General features: G+C 72.7%; 21 protein-coding genes. 13 read left to right on the top strand and 8 right to left on the bottom strand.

What is annotated here, in order from left to right; all coding sequences use genetic code 11:
• The first annotated feature begins 274 nt into the window (after positions 1–274).
• Positions 275–1,858 (top strand): ABC-F family ATP-binding cassette domain-containing protein, encoded by a 1,584-nt coding sequence (locus HHX35_RS32695; RefSeq protein WP_182902514.1) that lies wholly within the window; start codon positions 275–277, stop codon positions 1,856–1,858.
• Between the two features lie 43 nt (positions 1,859–1,901).
• Positions 1,902–2,867, top strand: a complete 966-nt coding sequence (locus tag HHX35_RS32690; protein ID WP_182902513.1) for a hypothetical protein — start codon at positions 1,902–1,904, stop codon at positions 2,865–2,867.
• A 65-nt stretch (positions 2,868–2,932) separates the two neighbouring features.
• Here the strand turns inward: HHX35_RS32690 and HHX35_RS32685 are convergent, their stop codons facing one another.
• On the bottom strand, positions 2,933–3,199 hold the full coding sequence (locus tag HHX35_RS32685) for a zf-TFIIB domain-containing protein (protein WP_182902512.1): 267 nt from the start codon (positions 3,197–3,199) through the stop codon (positions 2,933–2,935).
• Positions 3,200–3,218: 19 nt separating this feature from the next.
• Entirely contained in the window at positions 3,219–4,064 is an 846-nt protein-coding gene (locus tag HHX35_RS32680) for a phosphotransferase (RefSeq protein ID WP_182902511.1), read from the bottom strand.
• 22 nt (positions 4,065–4,086) lie between these two features.
• Here HHX35_RS32680 and HHX35_RS32675 point away from each other — a divergent pair, with 22 nt between their 5' ends.
• Entirely contained in the window at positions 4,087–4,980 is an 894-nt protein-coding gene (locus tag HHX35_RS32675; protein ID WP_182902510.1) for an LLM class flavin-dependent oxidoreductase, read from the top strand.
• Positions 4,981–4,990: 10 nt separating this feature from the next.
• Here the strand turns inward: HHX35_RS32675 and HHX35_RS32670 are convergent, their stop codons facing one another.
• Entirely contained in the window at positions 4,991–5,422 is a 432-nt protein-coding gene (locus HHX35_RS32670) for a hemerythrin domain-containing protein (RefSeq protein ID WP_182902509.1), read from the bottom strand.
• Positions 5,419–6,771: an MFS transporter gene (locus HHX35_RS32665; RefSeq protein WP_182902508.1), complete on the bottom strand. Its 1,353-nt coding sequence runs from the start codon at positions 6,769–6,771 to the stop codon at positions 5,419–5,421. Before HHX35_RS32665 ends, HHX35_RS32670 begins: the two co-directional genes overlap by 4 nt.
• Before the next feature lie 22 nt (positions 6,772–6,793).
• On the opposite strand from HHX35_RS32665, the gene HHX35_RS32660 reads away from it, so the two are divergent.
• The gene (locus HHX35_RS32660) at positions 6,794–7,459 is read left to right on the top strand and encodes a TetR family transcriptional regulator (RefSeq protein WP_182902507.1); all 666 of its coding nucleotides are present in this window, start codon (positions 6,794–6,796) and stop codon (positions 7,457–7,459) included.
• Positions 7,460–7,534: 75 nt separating this feature from the next.
• On the opposite strand, the gene HHX35_RS32655 is transcribed toward HHX35_RS32660, so the two are convergent.
• Together HHX35_RS32655 and HHX35_RS32650 are read right to left on the bottom strand one after the other, a co-directional pair.
• Positions 7,535–7,855: a hypothetical protein gene (locus HHX35_RS32655; RefSeq protein ID WP_182902506.1), complete on the bottom strand. Its 321-nt coding sequence runs from the start codon at positions 7,853–7,855 to the stop codon at positions 7,535–7,537.
• A gap of 126 nt (positions 7,856–7,981) precedes the next feature.
• Positions 7,982–9,043: an LLM class flavin-dependent oxidoreductase gene (locus tag HHX35_RS32650; protein ID WP_182902505.1), complete on the bottom strand. Its 1,062-nt coding sequence runs from the start codon at positions 9,041–9,043 to the stop codon at positions 7,982–7,984.
• 187 nt (positions 9,044–9,230) lie between these two features.
• Here HHX35_RS32650 and HHX35_RS32645 point away from each other — a divergent pair, with 187 nt between their 5' ends.
• Positions 9,231–10,010, top strand: coding sequence for an HAD-IIA family hydrolase (locus HHX35_RS32645; RefSeq protein ID WP_182902504.1), 780 nt, complete (start codon positions 9,231–9,233; stop codon positions 10,008–10,010).
• 42 nt (positions 10,011–10,052) lie between these two features.
• Complete coding sequence (locus tag HHX35_RS32640; RefSeq protein ID WP_182902503.1) at positions 10,053–10,688, top strand: hypothetical protein; 636 nt, start codon at positions 10,053–10,055, stop codon at positions 10,686–10,688.
• Positions 10,689–10,698: 10 nt separating this feature from the next.
• On the opposite strand, the gene HHX35_RS32635 is transcribed toward HHX35_RS32640, so the two are convergent.
• Positions 10,699–11,895: a CdaR family transcriptional regulator gene (locus HHX35_RS32635; protein WP_182902502.1), complete on the bottom strand. Its 1,197-nt coding sequence runs from the start codon at positions 11,893–11,895 to the stop codon at positions 10,699–10,701.
• A 122-nt stretch (positions 11,896–12,017) separates the two neighbouring features.
• Between HHX35_RS32635 and HHX35_RS32630 the strand changes: the two genes are divergently transcribed.
• The 7 genes from HHX35_RS32630 to HHX35_RS32600 all read left to right on the top strand — a co-directional run bounded on the left by HHX35_RS32630 (position 12,018) and on the right by HHX35_RS32600 (position 18,607).
• Positions 12,018–12,584 (top strand): urease subunit gamma, encoded by a 567-nt coding sequence (locus HHX35_RS32630; protein ID WP_182902501.1) that lies wholly within the window; start codon positions 12,018–12,020, stop codon positions 12,582–12,584.
• Entirely contained in the window at positions 12,581–14,248 is a 1,668-nt protein-coding gene (locus tag HHX35_RS32625) for an urease subunit alpha (protein ID WP_182902500.1), read from the top strand. The genes HHX35_RS32630 and HHX35_RS32625 overlap by 4 nt, the downstream gene beginning before the upstream one ends.
• Positions 14,249–14,267: 19 nt before the next feature.
• Positions 14,268–15,557 (top strand): MFS transporter, encoded by a 1,290-nt coding sequence (locus HHX35_RS32620; RefSeq protein ID WP_182902499.1) that lies wholly within the window; start codon positions 14,268–14,270, stop codon positions 15,555–15,557.
• 21 nt (positions 15,558–15,578) lie between these two features.
• Positions 15,579–17,222: an amidohydrolase gene (locus HHX35_RS32615; protein ID WP_182902498.1), complete on the top strand. Its 1,644-nt coding sequence runs from the start codon at positions 15,579–15,581 to the stop codon at positions 17,220–17,222.
• A 9-nt stretch (positions 17,223–17,231) separates the two neighbouring features.
• The gene (locus tag HHX35_RS32610; protein ID WP_182902497.1) at positions 17,232–17,474 is read left to right on the top strand and encodes a hypothetical protein; all 243 of its coding nucleotides are present in this window, start codon (positions 17,232–17,234) and stop codon (positions 17,472–17,474) included.
• Positions 17,471–17,914 carry an SRPBCC family protein gene (locus tag HHX35_RS32605; protein ID WP_182902496.1) on the top strand — a complete coding sequence of 148 codons (444 nt, stop codon included), beginning with the start codon at positions 17,471–17,473 and terminating at the stop codon, positions 17,912–17,914. The genes HHX35_RS32610 and HHX35_RS32605 overlap by 4 nt, the downstream gene beginning before the upstream one ends.
• Before the next feature lie 66 nt (positions 17,915–17,980).
• Positions 17,981–18,607: a TetR/AcrR family transcriptional regulator gene (locus tag HHX35_RS32600; RefSeq protein ID WP_220506155.1), complete on the top strand. Its 627-nt coding sequence runs from the start codon at positions 17,981–17,983 to the stop codon at positions 18,605–18,607.
• Here HHX35_RS32600 and arfB read toward each other — a convergent pair.
• A complete protein-coding gene (gene arfB / locus HHX35_RS32595) occupies positions 18,579–19,001 on the bottom strand; it encodes an alternative ribosome rescue aminoacyl-tRNA hydrolase ArfB (protein WP_182902494.1) in 423 nt (140 codons plus the stop codon). The genes HHX35_RS32600 and arfB overlap by 29 nt on opposite strands.
• Between the last annotated feature and the right edge of the window lie 152 nt (positions 19,002–19,153).

The raw sequence follows: 19,153 nt of genomic DNA, 5'->3' as shown, positions 1-19,153 counted from the left end.
CGCCCTCGCCGGCAAGGAGGACGCCGGGTGTCGGCCCGGCGCCCGGCCGCTTAATTCGATGGCGTCCCTTCCCCGTCCCGCGTATGGTGACGGACGTCCTGCCGCCGCACCCTGGAGGGTCACTTGGAGCTCTGAGGTCTCGACACCGCGCCCACGGCCGCCATCGGTGGTCCGGCGCAGCGACCTCAGGCAGACCCTCGCCTCGCGGCCCGTGCCCGCGGTGTCTCCACGGTTTGTTCACCATTTCGCCCTTGGGGATACCCGGAGCCGCCTTATGTCTCATTCCATTGTCTGTACGGATCTGTCGTTCTCCTGGCCCGACGGGACGTCCGTCTTCGAGGAGCTCGACTTCGCGTTCGGCGCCGGCCGGACCGGGCTCATCGGCGTCAACGGCAGCGGCAAGTCCACCCTGCTCAAGCTGATCGCCGGAGAGCTGACCCCGGCGAGCGGCTCGGTGTCGGTCACGGGGCGGCTGGGCTACCTGCCGCAGAACCTCCCGCTCGGCGCGAGCCGTACGGTGTCCGACCTGCTGGGGATCACGCCCGCGAGGCAGGCGCTGCACGCGATCGAGCGGGGCGACCTGAGCGAGGCGAACTACGACGCGGTGGTCTGGGACGTCGAGGAGCGCGCCCGCGCCGAGCTCGACCGCCTCGGGCTCGCGGGGGTGGACCTCGACCGGACGGTCGCGACGCTCTCGGGCGGCGAGACCGTCATGGTCGGGCTCGCCGCGCGCTTTCTCGCCGAGCCCGACGTGCTGCTGCTCGACGAGCCGACCAACAACCTCGACCTCGACGCGCGGCGGCGCCTGTACGACGCCGTCTCGTCGTGGACGAGGACGCTGGTCGTCGTCAGCCACGACCGCGTACTGCTCGACCTGGTGGACCAGATCGCCGACCTGCCCGCCCGCCGCACCTTCGGCGGCACGCTCGGCGAGTACGAGGAGGTGCTCGCGGTCGAGCGGGAGGCCGCCGAGCGGATGGTCCGCGCGGCCGAGGGCGACCTGCGCCGCCAGCGGCGCGAGCTGATCGAGGCGCACACCAAGCTGGCGCGGCGGGTGCGCTACGGCAACAAGATGTACGAGCAGAAGCGCGAGCCGAAGATCATCATGCAGGAGCGCAAGCGCCAGGCCCAGGTCTCGGCGGGCAAGCACCGCACGATGCACGAGGAGAAGGTGGCGGCCGCCCGCGAGCGGCTGGCCGAGGCGGAGGAGGCGGTGCGCGACGACGCCGAGATCCGGGTGGAGCTGCCCGCCACAGAGGTCCCGGCCGGGCGCACCGTGCTCGAACTGGACGGCCTGCGCACGGCCGCCGGGCCGATCGGCGACCTGGTCGTCCGCGGCCCGGAGCGGGTCGCCCTGCTGGGGCCGAACGGCTCGGGCAAGACGACCCTGCTGCGCACGATCCTGGGGGAGATCCCGCCGCGTGAGGGCTCGGTCCGGCTCGACGTCCCGGTGCGCTACCTGCCGCAGCGGCTCGACGTGCTCGACGACGCGCTCAGCCTGGTCGACAACGTGCGGGCGGTCGCGCCCGCGGCGTCGGTCAACGCCGTCAGGGCCGGGCTCGCCCGGTTCCTGTTCCGGGGCGCACGGGCCGAACGGCCGGCGGGCACGCTGTCGGGAGGCGAGCGCTTCCGCGCCGTGCTGGCCTCGCTGCTGCTGGCCGAGCCCGCGCCGCGGCTCCTGCTGCTGGACGAGCCGACCAACAACCTCGACCTGGCCAGCGTGCGCCAGCTCGCTCAGGCGCTGTCGGCCTACCGGGGCGCGCTCGTGGTGGTCTCCCACGACCTGCCGTTCCTGGAGTCGATCGGCATCACCCGGTGGCTCACCCTGGGCGCGGAGGGGGCGACGTCGTCGGCGTGAACTCGTGTTGACAGCGTCCGCTCACCGGCTGACAGTGTTTCGCGTGATCTCCCCCCGGACCTTCTCACGTACCGTCCCGGCCGGCGCCGTCGCCGTGCTGGCCGCGTCCGTCACGCTCGCGGCCTGCACGGGATCGCCCGGCGGATCGGGAAAAGCCGCCTCCGGCGAGGAGGCGGCGCCGTCCGCCGCCGCCTCCGGCCCGCCGGCGTTGACGCCGGAGGCGTACCGGAGCGCCCTCGACGCCGCCGGCCGCCCGGCCCGCACGGCGCTCGCCGCCATCGCCAAGGCGCGGACCTTCCGGTCGCTCCACCAGCGCATCGACCGGGCGGAAAGCGCCCTGGAGTCCGCGCTGGAGCGGCTCGGCGGCCTGCGGCCTCCCGCGGACGTCGCCCCCGAGCACGCCGACTACGTCGCGGCGCTGCGCGGCCTGAACGGCAGGCTCGGGGCGCTGGACGAGGACGTGACGTCGCACGTCCTGTGCAGCGGGACGGCCGTGCTGGCCGGGCTCGGCCGTTCGGGCGAGTTCAAAGAACTCAGGGCTTCCGCGGGCGACCTCGCGAAGGCCGGAGACTACCCGGTGGTCCAGATCAAGCCGCCGGCCCGGCGCGCCCGCCGCCTCGGCAACGGCGCGACGCTGCTCTCGGCGGTCCGCGGCGGCCGGGGCAGCCTGACCGTGAAGAACGGCGGCACGCAGGACGGCGTGGTGACCCTCGTGCGCGGAGGGCGCAAGGCGGTCAGCTTCTACGTGCGCAAGGGGGCGACCGCGAAGGTCGCGAACATCAAGGACGGCACCTACCGCGTCTACTTCACCACCGGCGTGGACTACGACAGGGGCACCCGTGCCTTCACCAGGAACTGCGGCTTCTCCAAGTTCGACGACGCGCTGAAATTCCAGACCGTCTACGCCGGGTACAGCGTGAGGTGGAGCGACTGGACGCTCACCCTCGACGCCGTGTTCGGCGGGAACGCCACCACGAGCGAGGTGGACCCGGACGCGTTCCCGGGATGACCGGACACGCGGAGGCCGCGGCCCGGATCCGGACCGCGGCCTCCGTCCGAAGCCTTCGTAGGGGGTCAGCTGGAGAACAGCATGCCGATCCAGCTGTTGTGCCCCCGATGGTGGTGGCCGTGGTGGCCGCCGTGGTGACCGCCCCAGGCGGGCCCTCCGTGCGCCGGCGGCGGCGGAGCGTACTGGTGCTGGGCCCACTGTGACTCCATGCGGGTCAGCGTCTCCAGCTCGCCGTAGTCAAGGAAGATCCCCCGGCAGTTGTCGCACTGCTCGATGTGGACCCCGTTGCGGTCGAACGTCCGCATCCGTCCACGGCACTTGGGGCACTCCATGTGACGAACTCTCCCTCGGTCAGGTCTCGGCCTCCGTGGCCGCGACGATCCTCCCACAGGCGGACACCAGGGCCTCGGCGGCGTCGTCGGGCGGTTCCCCCGCCCGCGCCGCCGCGGCCACCGCCGTCGCGGCCAGTTGGACGGTCAACGCCCGGGCCGGCGCGTCGAGTTCCCGCCACGGGTCGTCCGCGGAGACGGCGGTCCCGCCCGCCGCGAGATAGGCGGTCAGGAAGCGCTCCCAGTCCCGCGGGTCGAGCAGGCCGGCGGCGTACCACGCGGCCGGGCGGGCCAGGTCCCACGCGGGGTCGCCCGCGCCCAGGTCGTCGGGGTCGATCAGCAGCCACGCGCCGTCGTGCCGGACGATCTGGCCGAGGTGCCAGTCGCCGTGCGTCAGCGCGCCGCCCTCACGGACCGGCGGCAGCGTCGCGTACGCCGCCCGGACGGGCGCGGCGACCGGGTCCGGGACACCGGCCGCCGCCAGCTCGGCCATGGCCCTGGGCAGCCGTGACGGTCCCCCGGCGGGCGGCAGCTCCGGGGGTGCCTGCCGGGAGTGCAGCAGGGCGAGCAGCCGGCCGCCCTCCTCCCACGGGGTGGTCCCCGCGTCGACGTCGGCGATGGTCAGCGCCTCGCCGGCGGGCCAGATCGTGACGAGCCTGCCGTCCAGCCGTTCGAGGCCGAGAGGGGCCAGCATGACGCCGGGCAGGTTCCCGGCGGCGTCGAGGCGGGCACGCAGGGCGCGTTCGTCGGTGTCCGGGGGATGCGCCTTGACGACGACGTCGCCGGCCCGGACCACGAGCACGCGGGTCTGCTTGAGCACCGTCACCGGCCCGTCGCGGCGCGCCAGCCGCGCCAGTTCCTCGATCACGGGGACACCCTAAAGTGCCCTTATGAGGATTGGGTTTTCCGTGCCGGTGTCGGGCTCGTGGGCGACGCCGGAGAACATGAGGCGGATCGCGCGCCGCGCGGACGAACTCGGCTACCACGGGGTGTGGACGTTCCAGCGCCTGCTCTATCCGGTCGGCAACCCGATGGGGCCGGTCTACCGGAGCGTGCACGACCCCGTCGTCGCGCTCGCGTACCTGGCAGGCGTCACGGAGCGGGTACGGCTCGGAGTGGCCGTGCTCAACCTGCCCTTCGTCTCCCCGGTCCTGATGGCCAAGCAGCTCGCCTCCCTGCAGGAGGTGTCCGGCGGCCGGCTCGACGTGGGCCTGGGGCTCGGCTGGCTGCCCGAGGAGTTCGCGGCGTCGGGCGTGCCGATGGAGCGGCGGGGCAGGCGCGGCGAGGAGTACGTCGGCCTGCTGCGGCGGCTGTGGACCGAGGACGTCGTCGAGCACAAGGGCGAGTTCTACGAGGTGCCGCGCTCGCACCAGGACCCCAAGCCGGCCACGCCGCCGCCGGTGATGCTCGGCGGCACGGCCCGGGTGGCGCTGGAGCGGGCCGGGCGGATCGCCGACGGCTGGATCAGCTCCAGCCGCGCCGACCTGGACACGATCGACCAGCAGATCGCCGTCGTGAAGGAGGCGGCCCGGAGGGCGGGCCGCGACCCCGGCGCGCTGCGGTTCGTCGTCCGCGGCGTCACCCGCGTCCGCCCGTCCGACGAGGGCCCGCTGACCGGGTCGTACGACAAGATCCGGCGGGACGTCGAGGCGCTCGAGGCCAAGGGCGTGACCGAGGTCTTCCACGACCTCAACTTCGACCCGGAGATCGGCAACCCCGAGGCCGACCCCCGCGACTCCATGCGCCGGGCCGAAGAGGCACTCGAAGCCCTCGCCCCCCGGTGAGCCTCACGGCCTAGAGTCCCTCGGGGAATTCGACCATCTGGTTGAGCAGGGGCACGAGCTGCTCCTCCTCGTAGTCGAGATGGGCCTCGAGCTCTCCGGCGAGACGGTCGAGCTCGGCGGCGATCTCCGGGTCGCCGCCGTCCAGAAGGGCGCGGATCCGCGCCAGGATCCGCCCCACGACCCGGTGTTCGCGGCGGAGCCGGGCCAGCACCCCGGCGAGCTCGGGGTGCAGGCCGTCCAGGTGTGGGAAGAGCACGTCGTCCTCGCCGGCGTGATGGACGTGCAGGGCCTCGCAGAAGGTCAGGCAGTGCTCGCGCAGATCGGGTCGCGAACCCGGCGTCCGGAGTTCCGCGAGCCTGCGGCGAAAGCTGTCGTGCAGCTTCACCAGCTCGTCGCCCAGCGCGATCACCCGCGGGTCCATGGCGTTGTCCTTCCGGGTCATACGGGCTCCTCCACGGCCAGTCGCGGGATCCGGACGACGGCGGCGTGCCCGAAGCCGGAGATCGCCGAGGCCGCCGCCGCGAGCGCGGCGGCGCCGAAGCTCCAACCGGCTCCCGCGCCGGACATCACGGCCGCGGACACGGCCCCGGCCAGGCTGCTGCCGACGACCCTGACCAACGCGTTCACGCCTCCGGCCGCCGACGTCCTGGCGGGCTCGACGTGCCGTACCGCCATCGTTCCGAGGGCCGCGTAACTGAGGCCGATCCCCACGCCCAGCACGACCCCGGCGCCGTACAGGACCGCCGGGCTCTCGTGACTGACGCCCAGCAACAGCGCGGCTGCGGCGACCAGCGAGGACCCGGTGCCGACCAGGGACGACGCCGCGAACCGGCGCATCAGGGGACCGGCGAGCAGCGAGACCGCGAGCATCAGCACCGCAGTCGGGAGCAGGTAGAGGCCGACCTGGAGCACCGAGGCGTTCAGGGACGCCTGGGCGACGGATGAGAGCGTGGTGATGATGCCGAACAGCGCGAATCCCAGGAGCAGCGAGGCCACCGTCGCGCCCACCGTCCTGCGGTCCAGCAGCATGGGGATCTCGATCAGGGGCGACGCGGTGCGGCGGGCCGTCAGCACCCAGACGGCGCACAGACCGACGGCCGCCGCCGCCAGTCCCATGATGAGCGGCGAGGTCCAGCCCCACGCGGATCCCTTGCTGACGGCCAGCAGCAGGCAGACCAGCCAGGAGGCCACCAGTGCCGCGCCCGCGAGATCGGGGCGGCCGCCCGCCCGGGGCCGGACCGGCTCGCGGACGACGAGGACGACCAGGACGAGACTTATCGCGCCGAGCCCGGCGAGGATCCAGAACAACGCCCGGTAGCCGCCGCCGACGAGACCGGCCAGGATCATCCCGCCGCCGCTGCCGACTCCGATCATGGCGCTCAGCACGCCCATGGCCGTCGGCAGGCTCTCCCGCGTGACCTCCTCTCTCGCGATCCCCATGGCCAGGGACAGCAGGGCCGCCGCCGTGCCCTGGAGAACCCGGCCGGCGATGACCGCGGCGAGCGTGTTGGCCGACGCCGCGAGCACCGATCCGGCCACCAGCAGGCCGAGCGCCGCCGTGGTCACCGGCCGCCTGCCGTAAAGGTCGCCGAGGCGCGCCAGCAGGGGGATGGACACCGCTCCGGAGAGCAGTGAGGCGGTGAGGATCCATGAGGCGGAGGAGAACGAGACGGCGAGCTGCCGCTGCAGGACGGGAAGCACTGGCACGACCGCGGTCATCTGCAGCGTGCCCACGGCCACGGCGAACGCCAGCACGCCGACGGCTGCCCAAGGGCGGGACTTTGTATACATGTAAACAAAGTAACATGGCGGAATGCCGACGCGCACGGGGCGTCCCCCCAAGATCTCCAGAGCGGACATCGTGGCCGCGGCGCACCGGATCATGCGGGAGGCGGGCACGCAGGGCCTGACCATGCGGAAGCTGGCCGGAGAGGTGGGCACAACCGCGATGGCCCTGTACCGTCACGTGCGCGACAAGGATGAGTTGCTGCAGCTGCTGCTGGACGACTACGCGGCGGGCGTGATGAGGCCCGAACTCTCGGGCGACCTCGATCCGGGCGAGCGCGTGGTGGCCGCCGCCGTCGCGATGCGGGACGCCCTGATCGGCGTGCCGTGGATCGTCGAGGTGCTGAGAGCCGACGATCTGATGTCCGTCCACGCGCTGTGGTATCCGGAGACGATCATCGACGCGGCGGTGCGCTCGGGAGTGCCGAGGGAGGCCGCCGTGGACATGTACCGGATCATCTGGCACTACACGGCGGGAGAGATCACCGCGCGGGCGGCCGCGGCGCGCCGGCGGGAGAACGACAGGCCGACCTATCGCGCCACGGTGTTTGCGAACCTCGATCCGGCGAAGCTGCCGAATCTGGCGGCGCTGGGCGAGCGCTGGGAAGAGCTGACCGCCCGTGACACCTACGAGACGGGCGTGCGGGCGATCGTGCGCGGCCTGCTGGCCGCGCACGCCGACGCCGAGAACTGAGGCGGGCCGGGCACCTCATACGGTGCTGACGTCCTGGGCGGACGCCCGCTCAGGCGGGCGTCCGCGAAGCGAGCCTCAGGAGCAGTTCCACCTGATGCCCTGGTAGTTCAGCCCGTTGCCCCACTTGTACGTCCGGTAGTGACCAGGGCGGACGATGTAGCAGGGGCTGTCGGGCCCCACGCGCCGGACCGAGAAGGAGACGGTGTAGCCGCAGTTGTTGGTCACCTTCACCGTCTGGGTGACGTAGCCGGACGAGTGGTTGACGCGCGCGCAGCTCGCGGCGCTCGCGGACGCCGGGGCGGCGGACGCGGTGCCGGCCTGAGCGGCGGCGGCGACGGTCAGCAGCGCCGCCGCGGACAGGGTCAGGACGCCGTTGCGGATCCCCCGTTGGATCATGGTCCATCCTTTCGCCGAATGTCCCGGAGAGGCCCCTCCCCTCCGGGCTCCGGTTCTTTGGATGGCCGGCCGGCCGCCGAGGTTCGCGGTCTCCGCGATTTTCCCCGCGACCGCTTCCACCGGGGATCAGGGGATCATGCCGTACGCGCGGGCGATCAGCTCGTAGGAGCGCAGGCGCGCCGCGCCGCCGTGGACCTGCGTGGTGATCATCAGTTCGTCGGCCCCGGTGCGCTTGCGCAGCTCCTCCAGCCCGTCCCGCACGGTCTGGGGGTCGCCGTGGACCACCGTCGACAGCCGTTCGCGGACGAACTCCCGCTCCATCGGGGTGTACGGGTACGCCTCCGCCTCCTCGGGAGTGGGCGTACGGCCGGGCCGCCCATGTCGCAGGCGCAGCCACGACAGCGCGCCCGGCATGACCTGGCGCAGCGCCTCCTCGTCGGTGTCGGCCGCGACGGCCGCCACCCCGATCAGCGCGTACGGCCGGTCGAGCACCTCCGAGGGCCGGAACGAGGAGCGGTAGAGGTCGAGCGCGGGCTCGGTGTTGCCGGCGCTGAAGTGGTGGGCGAAGGCGAACGGCAGCCCGAGCAGCCCGGCCAGCCTGGCGCTGAACCCGCTGGAGCCGAGCAGCCAGATCGGCGGGCGGCCCGTGGTCGCCGAGTCGGCGCCGCCCGGCACGGCCCGGATCTTCTCGTACGGATGGCCGGGCGGGAAGGAGCCGTCGAGGAAGCCGGTCAGCTCGGCCACCTGCTGGGGGAACTCGTCGGGGTCCACCTCGGCCGAGCGGCGCAGGGCGTTCGCCGTTGCCATGTCGGTGCCGGGGGCGCGGCCGAGGCCGAGGTCGATGCGGCCGGGGTGCAGCGCGTGCAGCGTGCCGAACTGCTCGGCGATCACCAGCGGGGCGTGGTTGGGCAGCATCACGCCGCCCGAGCCGATCCGGATCGACCTGGTCGCCGCCGCGAGGTGCGCGATGAGCACGGCCGGAGAGGAGCTGGCCACTCCGGGCATTCCGTGGTGCTCGGCGACCCAGATGCGGTGGTAGCCCCACTCCTCGGCCCGGCGGGCCAGTTCGGTGGCGTCGCGCAGCGCCTCGAAGGGTGTGGTGCCCTCGCCGACGGTCGCGAGCTCCAGGATCGACAGTGGCGCCTCGGCCGTCCCGCGCGGCACTCCCCGGATGTCGTCGTCGCTCATGCCACCCCCTCGCCTAGCGGCTCGGGGTTTCGTCGTGCCGGAGGCGCGCAGGCAACTCGGTCGCAAATCGCGCTGTGGCTATTGCTTCGCTCGCTCATGTTCGGCCCAACCTGAGGTCGCATCAGGATATTTCCGGACACGGTGAGGGATGTGCTTCGCTGCACCGTCACCTGCCATGCTTGGACACATGAGCGAGCGAAAGCCCATCGAGTCGTGGCTGTCCGACATGGACGGGGTGCTGGTCCACGAGGGGCAGCCGGTGCCGGGTGCCGACGAGTTCATCAAGCGGCTGAAGGAGTCGGGGAAGCGGTTCCTCGTCCTGACGAACAACTCGATCTACACCCCCCGCGACCTGTCCGTACGGTTGCGCGCGGCCGGGCTGGAGGTGCCGCCCGAGGCGATCTGGACCTCCGCGCTGGCCACCGCCAAGTTCCTCGCCGACCAGCGGCCCGAGGGCTCGGCGTACGTGATCGGCGAGGCGGGGCTGACCACGGCCCTGCACGAGGTCGGCTACGTGCTGACCGACCTCGACCCCGACTACGTGGTGCTGGGCGAGACCCGCACCTACAGCTTCACGTCGATAACACGGGCGATCCGGCTGATCGACAACGGCGCCCGCTTCATCGCGACCAATCCCGACCCCATCGGCCCCTCGACCGAGGGCTCGCTGCCGGCCTGTGGCGCGGTGGCCGCGATGATCACCAAGGCGACCGGAGTGGAGCCGTACTTCGTCGGCAAGCCCAACCCGATGATGATGCGCAGCGCGCTCAACCGGATCGACGCGCACAGCGAGACCACCGCGATGATCGGCGACCGTATGGACACCGACGTCGTCTGCGGCATCGAGGCCGGCCTGCACGCGATCCTGGTGCTCACCGGCGTCACCCAGAAGGACCAGATCGACCGGTATCCGTTCCGGCCCACGCAGGTGGTCAACTCCGTTGCCGACCTCATCGAGCTGGTCTGAACCTGACGTGTTCTGTCACGTACAGGTGACATGCTGACCGGCATGAACCATCGCGTCTACCTGGAAATCGGCCCGAAGAAGGTCTTCGCCTGCTCGATCGACTGGCCGGGCTGGTGCCGCATCGGCAGGACGGAGGAGGCCGCGCTCGACACGCTCGTGGACTACACGCCGCGCTTCCGGACGATCGCCGAGCGGGCGGGGCTGGAGTTCGCGCCGGGGGACCCGGCGGTCGTCGAGCGGGTCAAGGGCGACAGCACGACGGACTTCGGCGCGATCTCCGCCATTCCGGACTTCGACCGGGAGCCGGTGGAGGCGCCGGAGGCCGCGCGGGCGGCCGCCCTCGCCCGGGCGGCCTGGGCGGTGTTCGCCGAGGCGGCCGCGGCCTCCCCGGAGGAACTGCGCAAGGGTCCCAGGGGCGGTGGCAGGGACAGGGACAAGATGGTCGCCCACGTCGTGGAGGCCGAGCGCTCGTACGCCCGGAAGATCGGCGTGCGGCACAAGCCCTTCAAGGACGAGGCCGGCCTGACCGCCATGCGCGAGGACATCGCGCGGGTGCTCGAGCGGCCCGCGGATGCCTTTCCTCCCGGTGGTGAGGGCTGGCCCGTCCGGTACGCCGCCCGCCGCATCATCTGGCACGTGGTCGACCACATCTGGGAGATGGAAGACCGCAGGCTCTAGGACGGCGCGTCTAGGGGAGGGCGCCGGCGGCGCGCAGCGCGAGGGCGACGACGGCGGCGTCCTCGGGGACGCGCACGTCCCGGCCGGTGAGCTCGCGGAAGCGCGCGAAGCGGTGCTGCACGGTGTTGCGATGGCAGTACAGGGCCGCGGCCGTGTCGGCGACCGAGCCCGAGCCGCTCAGGTGGATCCGTACGGTCTCCAGCAGCCGCTCGCCCTCCGACCCGCTCAGGGCGGACAGCGGGCCGAGCACCTGGTGCGCGAGCTCGGCCGCCAGCTCCCCGCTGCCGCCGACGAAGACGTCCAGCCAGGCGTCCTCCAGCCGCCGCGGCCCCGCACCGGCCCGCGACGCCCCCGCGGCCGCCGAGGCCAGCCGTACGGCACGGGAAACCTCCGACAGTCCGCTGACGACGGGGGAGACGCCGCAGCGCACCCCGGCGAGCGCGGCGAGGACCGACCGCGGCGGATCGGCGGTCCGGGCCGGCGGCTGCACGATCAGCACGTCGCCGGTCGGCGACTCGTGCCGATAGCAGTGCACCGCCCCGCTCCCGGCCGTGCTCCCGGCTGTGCTCGCGGCCATCGCGGCCTCCGCCGCGCGCAGCGCCGCCCCCTCCCCGGGATGGGCGACCACGGCGAGGAGCGGCTGCGACGGGTCGAGCCCGAGGACCCGGCCGGCGTCGCGCACCACGTCGGGATTGCGGCCCTGGTTGTCCATGAGCCGGGTGAACCAGGCCCTGCGCTGGTCCTCCCGCTGCCGTCCCATCTCCAGCACCGCCCGCTGGTAGCCCGTCATCAGCCCGGTCACGTGCTGCTCCACCGCCTCCCATACCAGGTGGGCCCCGGCGATCAGGCCGGGCAGCGCCTCCGGTGTCACCCGCGCGTTCATGGCCTGCCAGAGCACCCGGGCGTCCAGCCGCGCGGCGGCCAGCAGCGACTCGAGCGGCACCCCCTGCCCGGCCCTGCGCTCCCCGACGCGCTCGGACAGCCCGGCCATGCCGGAGGAGACCGATCCCGTGGCGATGTGCCGCAGCAGCATGTCCAGCCCGGTCAGCGCCGTGCCCCGCAGTTCGTCCCGGCAGACGGGCGGGTCGGGTGACCCGTACGGGTCGACGAGCTCGACCTGGGCCAGCCACCCCTCGACGATCTCGTCGATGTCGTCGAGGCAGCGCAACGCGAGCTCGGTCACCGGGGCTGGAGGGGGAGTGTTCATCTGCACAATTTAGCCGCCGATTTCCGCGACGGAATGCCGTTGGGAAGGCCCCTGGCCTGCGCCTACGGTTGACTCGCCCGTAAGGACGGGTCATTGAGCGGAGACGAAAGCGAGGGCGGACTGTGCACCTGACGCCTCGCGAGCAGGAGCGCCTCACCCTCTTCACGGTCGCGGAACTGGCGCGGCGGCGCCGGGCCCGGGGCCGGCGGCTCAACGCCCCCGAGGCCATCGCCCTGCTCTGCGACGAGATCCTCGAACAGGCCTGGGACGGCGCGTCCCTGGAGGAGGTCGTGGCGGCGGCGCGGTCGCTGCTCACCGCGGACGACGTGATGGAGGGCGTGCCCGACCTGGTGCCGCAGGTGCAGGTCGAGGCGCTGTTCCCCAACGGCACGGCCCTGGTCTGCGTCGACACCCCCTTCGGCCTGGGGGACGGGCACGGCCCCGGCGCGGTGGAGACCGCCGAAGGGGAGCTGCGCCTCAACGCGGGGCGCGACCGAGGGCGGATCACCGTGCGCAACGAGGGCGAGCAGACCGTCTACGTCTCCTCGCACTTCCCGCTCGACCAGGTCAACCCCGCCCTGTCCTTCGACCGGGCGCGGGCGGAGGGCATGCGCCTGGACATCCCGGCGGGCACGGCGCTCGCCTTCCCTCCCGGAGTGGAGCGGCCCGTGGAGGTGGTGAAGGCGTGACGACCATCCCGAGGGAGACCTACGCGAGGATCTACGGCCCGACCACGGGCGACCGCGTACGGCTCGGCGACACCTGCCTGTGGATCGAGGTCGAGCACGACGACACGCCGTACGGCGACGAGTTGCTGGGCGGATGCGGCAAGACGCTGAGGGACGGGCTGCTGGCCTCCCCGCGCGCCGACCGGGAGTCGGCACTCGACCTGGTCGTCACCAACGTCGTGCTGCTCGACGCCGTTCTCGGTGTGCGCAAGACGGCCATCGGCGTCAAGGACGGCCGGGTCGTCAGCATCGGCGGCGGGGACTTCGCGATCGACTCGCACACCGCGATCGTCACCGGCGAGGGCCTCATCGCGACGCCGGGCGTCATCGACTCCCACGTGCACCTGTCCTCGCCCGAGATCGCCCCGGCGGCGCTCGCCTCCGGCGTGACGACCGTCGTGGGCATGGGCCTCGGCGGCGTCTGGGACGTGGGCTGCAACCCCGCGCACAACCTGCACACGCTGATGAGCGCGTGGCGGGGCACCCCGATGAACGTCGCCTTCCTCGCCCGCGGCTCCTCCAGCTCGACGAGGCTGCTGGAGGAGGCCGTGCTCGCCGGCGCCGGGGGTTTCAAGATCCATGAGGACTTCGGCGCGACCCCCCGGATCGTGGACACCTGCCTCGGGGTCGCCGAGCAGGCGGATCTGCCGGTGGCGCTGCACACCGACTCGATGAACGAGTCGGGCTACCTGGCCGACACGATCGCCGCCACCCGGGGCCGCACGGTGCACGCCTACCACGTGGAGGGCGGCGGCGGCCACCCCGACCTGCTCCAGATCCTCTCCGAGCCGAACATCCTGCCGTCGTCCACGACGCCGACCATCCCCTACACCACCAACACGGTCGGCGAGCTGTTCCCGATGACGATGACCGTCCACCGGCAGAACCACCACATTGGCAGCGACGTCGAGGTGACCCGCAGCCGGATCAGGGCGCACGCCATCGCGGCCGAGAACGCGCTGCACGACCTCGGCGCCATCAGCATCGTCAACTCCGACTCGATGGGCATGGGACGGATCGCCGAGACGATCCGCAGGACCTGGCAGCTCGCCCACCTGCAGGCACTGCGGGCGGGGGCCGGCCGACCGGACACCGCGCGGCCCGACAACGCCCGGGTGCTGCGCTACCTGGCCAAGCTCACACTCAACCCCGCCGTCGCCCACGGGATCGCGCACGAGGTCGGCACCCTCCAGCCGGGGCGGCTGGCCGACATCGTGCTGTGGAACCCGGCGTGGTTCGGCACCAAGCCCGAACTCGTGATCAAAGCCGGCTTCGTCGCCTGGGGTGTGTCCGGCAGCGGCTCGGGCTCGACCCGGCTGACCCAGCCCCGCATCTACCGCCCGTACTTCGGCGGGCTCGGCGACGCGCCGGCCCGCCTGTCGCGGATCTTCGTCGCCCACGAGGCACTGGACTCCGCGGACGCCCGTGAGGCCCTGCCCGCGGGCCTGCGTTACGCGGCCATCCGCCGCGCGCGTGGCCTGACCAGGGCCGACATGTGCCGCAACACGGCGACCCCGCGGGTCGAGGTCTCCGGGGAGCCCGGTCCCGTCCTGGTGGACGGGGCCGAGGTCCACGTGGACCCCGCCACCGAGGTGCCCCTGTCCCGACTGCATCACTTCGCCTAGTCCCCCTGGTGATACGCAATTGAGTACGAGCAAGGCCCGCGGCGCGGGCATCGCCTCCTTCGTCGGCACCTCCATCGAGTGGTACGACTTCTACATCTACGGAACCGCCTCGGCGCTGGTGTTCGGCAAGCTGTTCTTCCCCGAGGCCAGCCCCACGGCGGGCGTCATGGCGTCCTTCGCCACGTTCTGGGTCGGGTTTCTGGCCCGTCCTCTCGGCGGTGTGATCTTCGGCCACCTCGGCGACCGCATCGGCCGCAAGGGCACACTCATCACCACGCTGCTCCTCATGGGCGGCGCGACGACCCTGGTGGGCGTGCTGCCCACGTACGCGTCCGTCGGCATGGCCGCGCCCGTGCTGCTGGCCGTGCTCCGGCTGGTGCAGGGCATCGCGGTGGGCGGCGAGTGGGGCGGCGCCGTGCTGATCGCCGCCGAGCACGCCGGGCCCAAGCGCGTCTTCTACGCGGCGTTCGCCCAGCAGGGCTCGCCCGCGGGCTCGATCCTCGCCACCGGCATGTTCGCGCTGGTCAACCTGCTGCCCGACGACGCGTTCCTGTCGTACGGCTGGCGCATCCCGTTCCTCGCCTCCGCCGTCCTGCTCGTGATCGGGCTGGTCATCCGGCTGCGGGTGGAGGAGTCGCCGGAGTTCGTGCGGATGCGCGAGCAGCGGGAGGTCGCCAAGCTCCCCGTCGCCGAGGTCTTCCGCACGGCCTGGCCGCTGGTGCTGCTCGGCATCGGCGCGAGCGGCGTCGGCATCGCGTCGGCCTACTTCACCAACACCTTCATCCTGTCGTGGGCCACCACCGACCTCGGCATCACGAAGGGCACGATGCTGAACGTGCTGCTCGTCGTGTCGGTCGTGCAGTTCGTCACGCAGCCCGTGGGGGCCGTGCTCGGCCAGCGCTGGGGAGCCGCGAAGTTCATGCTGGCGGCGTTCACGGTGCTGATCGTCATGACGCCGGTGACGTTCCTGCTGGTCGGCACCGGTTCCGCGCCGCTGGCCACGCTGGGCCTCGCCCTGAGCATCGTGTTCGGCGGCGCGTCGTACGCGGCGCTGGCGGGCTTCCTCGCGGAGGTGTTCCCGGCCAGGGTGCGCTACACCGGCATCTCGCTGTCCTACCAGTTGTGCGGCGCGCTGATCGGCGGCACCACCCCGCTCGTCGCGCAGGCGCTGCTGACCTGGTCGGGGACGATCTGGCTCGTCGTGGCGCAGTACATCGTGATCATCCTGCTGACGATGGCGTGCGTCGCCGGCCTGCGGTATCGCTCCGCCGTCGCGGCGAAGGCCCGGCCCGTCACCACGGCCGCCTGAGCAACCTCGAAGGGAAGCACCATGCGTCTGGACGTCCTGTTCGTCAACGGCCGGTTCGCCACCCTGGACCCCGCTCGGCCCGCCGCGACCCGGCTCGGCGTGTTCGCCGGCCGGATCGCAGGGCTGGACGAGGACCTGGACGGGCTCACCGCCGAGGCCGTCGTCGACCTGGGCGGGGCGCCGGTGGTGCCGGGGTTCAACGACGCCCACCATCACCTGAGCATGCGGGGCCAGAGGCTGCGCGAGCTGAACCTGCGCGACGGCCGGGTGCGGACGATCGAGGAGCTGTACGCGAAGGTCGCCGAGCGCGCCGCGGGCCTGCCGCAGGACGCGTGGGTCAAGGGAGCGGGCTACGACCAGAACAAGCTGGGCGGCCTGCACCCGAGCCGCGAGGCGCTCGACCGGGCGGCCGGGGGCCGGCCCGTCTGGCTCCAGCACGTCTCCGGCCACATGGGCGTCGCGAACACGGCGGCGTTCGCCCGCATGGGCTTCGACCGCGTCGAGGACGTGCCGGACGTCGCCGGCGGCACCGTCGGGCGGGACGCCGACGGCCGGCCCGACGGGCTGCTGGCGGAGCAGGCCCAGGGCCTGGCGGACGCCGTGCTGCGCCCGGTGCCGTTCGAGGACTTCGTCGAGGGCATCGCGCTGGCCGGCCGGGTGGCGGCCGGTGAGGGCCTGACCAGCTTCACCGAGCCGGGCATCGGACGCGGTCTGGCCGGCAACGGCGCCTGGGACCTCGCGGCCTTCCAGGAGGCCGTGCGGCGGGGCGTGCTGCCGCAACGCGCCACGCTGATGCCCGGCTCGCCCAACCTGCACGACATCGGCGACGGCTGGTTCGGGCTCGACCTCGGGTTCCGCACCGGCATCGGCGACGAGCGGCTGCGGATCGGGCCGGTCAAGCTGTTCTCCGACGGTTCGCTCATCGGCCGCACCGCCGCCATGTGCTGCGACTACGAGGGGGAGCCGGGCAACCGGGGGCTGCTGCAGCAGGACGCCGAGGCGCTGCGTGCCTTCATCCTGCGGGCGCACGCCGCGGGCTGGCAGATCGCCACCCACGCCATCGGAGACCACGCGGTCGACGTGGTCCTCGACGCCTACGAGGAGGCGCAGGCGCGCGATCCCCGGCCCGGCGCCCGCCACCGCATCGAGCACTGCGCGGTGACCAGCGACGCCCAGGTGGCGAGGATCGCCAGGCTCGGCGTCATCCCGGTGCCGCAGGGCCGGTTCGTCTCCGAGCTCGGCGACGGCATGCTCGCCGCCCTCGGCCCCGAGCGCTCCCTCGGCTGCTACCGGCAGAGGTCGTTCCTGGAGGCCGGCATCGTGGTCCCGGGCAGCTCCGACTGCCCGGTGGCCGACGGCGCCCCGCTGCTCGGCATCCACGACCTGGTCAACCGCCGTACGGCGAGCGGCGTGCCGTTCACCCCCGCCGAGTCCCTCACCGTGGAGCAGGCGCTGCGCGCGTACACGATCGGCTCGGCGTACGCCGCGGGGGAGGAGCGGCACAAGGGCACGCTGTCGCGCGGCAAGCTGGCCGACTTCGTCGTCCTGGGCGACGACCTGTTCGCGGTCGCCCCCGAGCGGATCAAGGACGTCGCCGTGCTCGCCACGGTCGTCGGCGGCGCCTTCGTCTTCGACGCGGCCGGCCTGTCCACAAAAGCGTGGTAACTTGTTACCATGGTAACAGTGCAGCGGGCGCAGACCGGCCTTCGTGTCGAGCGCAACACGTTGAAGGTCCTCAAGGGCCTGGCCGAATACCTGGACGTGTCCCTCGGTGACCTCGTGGAGGGAATCGTCCTGCACGCCTTCGAGGGCAAGGCGCCGTTCGGGCCGGAGACCCTCGCGAAGATCGGGCAGCTCAAGGAGGTCTACGGCCTGACGCTCACGGCCGCCGACGCCCACCGGCTGGAGGAGAGGTGAGCGCCGGGCCGCGGCGCCGCCGCCTCACCGGCAGTCTCCGGGTCGCGCTCGCGCCCGCCGAGGCGTTCCGGCTGTTCACTCCGTACGGCGAACGGGACTGGGTGGAGGGATGGGAGCCGCGGTTCCCGGAACGGGGCACGGACGACACGGCGCCCGGCACGGTCTTCCAGACCCATGCCGACGGCGCGACCACCACGTGGATCGTCCTGCACCGCGAGCCCGGCCGGTCGGTCTCCTACGCCCGTGTGCGCGAGGGGGTGCACGCCGGCACCGTCGGTGTCACGCTCGCCCGGGCGGAGCGCGGGCACAGCGACGTGACGGTCACCTACGACCTCACCCCGCTCACCGCCGCGGCCGAGGCCGATTTGGCCGCCTTCGCCGCCGGCTACCCGGCGTTCCTGCGCTCCTGGGAGGACGCCATCGCGGCCTATCTCGGATAGCCGCCCCCTTGGGCGGTCGCCGCCTGCGGCAGAATGGACCAGCAAGTCCAGAAGAGGGAGGCCGCGGTGCGGACGCTGACCACGAAGGGGGCCGCCACGCGGCAGCGGATCGTCGAGGGCGCGGCCGAGACGATCCGCGAGCGCGGGGTGATGGACACCACTCTCGACGACGTGCGTGCCCGTACGCGCACCAGCAAGAGCCAGCTGTTCCACTACTTTCCCGGCGGCAAGGAGGAGCTGCTGCTGGCCGTGGCCCGTTTCGAAGCCGACCGGGTGCTCGCCGACCAGCAGCCCTACCTCGGCGAGCTCACCTCGTGGGCGGCCTGGCGGGCCTGGCGCGACCGCGTGGTGGAGCGCTACCGCGAGCAGGGGCGGCAGTGCCCGCTCAACGTGGTGATGTCGCAGGTGGGCCACAGCACGCCGGGCGCTCAGGCCGTGGTGACCGAGCTGATGCTCCGGTGGGAGGCGGAGATCGCGGCCGGCGTGCGGCACATGCAGGCCGCGGGCGAGATCGACCCGGGCATCGATCCCGTGCGGGCGGCGGCCGCGCTGCTCGCGGGCATCCAGGGCGGCGTGCTGCTCCATCTGTCCACCGGCCGGCTCACCCACCTGGAGGCGGCGCTGGACATGGGCATCCGGCACCTGCGCGAGAGCGCGTCGCGGCTCAGTCCTCCGTACGACGCAGGCGCTTGAGGTCGGAGCGTTGTTTCTTGGCCGCCAGGCGGCGCTCGACGGCGCCCTTCGACGGCTTGGTGGGACGGCGCCGCTTGGGCGGCGGCGCGATCGCGTCGCGGAGGAGGGCGGCGAGCCGTTCCCGCGCCGCCTCCCGGTTGCGCAGCTGCGAGCGCTGCTCGGAGGCCGCCACCGTGATCACGCCGTCCACGACGCGGGCGGCGAGCCGTTCGAGCGCGCGGGCCCTGAGCGCCGGGCCGAGGGCGGTGGTGCGCGCGAGGTCGAAGCTCAGCTCGACCCGGCTGTCGGTGGTGTTGACGCCCTGGCCGCCTGGGCCGGACGAGCGGGAGAAGCGCCAGGCGAGCTCCGCCTCGGGCACGACGATCGAGCCGCGCACGTGCAACGGGCCTGACATCGGTTCTCTCCCTTTCTCTCCTCTGGCGTACTGACGGGACGACCAACTTATCGGGGTGAATATCACCGCCGCTCTCCATTTATCACCGTAAACGCGGCTGCGGGTTGTCGCGGTCCATCGCGTCGTGCACAGTGGCCCCCGTACTCCAGGCG

The organism is Microbispora sp. H10830, assembly GCF_014161375.1.
Taxonomy (GTDB): domain Bacteria; phylum Actinomycetota; class Actinomycetes; order Streptosporangiales; family Streptosporangiaceae; genus Microbispora; species Microbispora catharanthi.
Note: the sequence above shows the minus strand (reverse complement) of the source record. Positions and strands in the feature narration are given on the sequence as shown.

Excerpts from the sequence above, each read along its gene's own strand:
- HHX35_RS32695 (WP_182902514.1), top strand. The coding sequence starts at position 275 with ATGTCTCATTCCATTGTCTGTACGGATCTGTCGTTCTCCTGGCCCGAC.
- HHX35_RS32685 (WP_182902512.1), bottom strand. The coding sequence starts at position 3,199 with ATGGAGTGCCCCAAGTGCCGTGGACGGATGCGGACGTTCGACCGCAAC.
- HHX35_RS32675 (WP_182902510.1), top strand. The coding sequence starts at position 4,087 with ATGAGGATTGGGTTTTCCGTGCCGGTGTCGGGCTCGTGGGCGACGCCG.
- HHX35_RS32670 (WP_182902509.1), bottom strand. The coding sequence starts at position 5,422 with ATGACCCGGAAGGACAACGCCATGGACCCGCGGGTGATCGCGCTGGGC.
- HHX35_RS32665 (WP_182902508.1), bottom strand. The coding sequence starts at position 6,771 with ATGTATACAAAGTCCCGCCCTTGGGCAGCCGTCGGCGTGCTGGCGTTC.
- HHX35_RS32660 (WP_182902507.1), top strand. The coding sequence starts at position 6,794 with ATGCCGACGCGCACGGGGCGTCCCCCCAAGATCTCCAGAGCGGACATC.
- HHX35_RS32655 (WP_182902506.1), bottom strand. The coding sequence starts at position 7,855 with ATGATCCAACGGGGGATCCGCAACGGCGTCCTGACCCTGTCCGCGGCG.
- HHX35_RS32650 (WP_182902505.1), bottom strand. The coding sequence starts at position 9,043 with ATGAGCGACGACGACATCCGGGGAGTGCCGCGCGGGACGGCCGAGGCG.
- HHX35_RS32645 (WP_182902504.1), top strand. The coding sequence starts at position 9,231 with ATGAGCGAGCGAAAGCCCATCGAGTCGTGGCTGTCCGACATGGACGGG.
- HHX35_RS32640 (WP_182902503.1), top strand. The coding sequence starts at position 10,053 with ATGAACCATCGCGTCTACCTGGAAATCGGCCCGAAGAAGGTCTTCGCC.
- HHX35_RS32635 (WP_182902502.1), bottom strand. The coding sequence starts at position 11,895 with ATGAACACTCCCCCTCCAGCCCCGGTGACCGAGCTCGCGTTGCGCTGC.
- HHX35_RS32615 (WP_182902498.1), top strand. The coding sequence starts at position 15,579 with ATGCGTCTGGACGTCCTGTTCGTCAACGGCCGGTTCGCCACCCTGGAC.
- HHX35_RS32610 (WP_182902497.1), top strand. The coding sequence starts at position 17,232 with ATGGTAACAGTGCAGCGGGCGCAGACCGGCCTTCGTGTCGAGCGCAAC.
- arfB (WP_182902494.1), bottom strand. The coding sequence starts at position 19,001 with ATGTCAGGCCCGTTGCACGTGCGCGGCTCGATCGTCGTGCCCGAGGCG.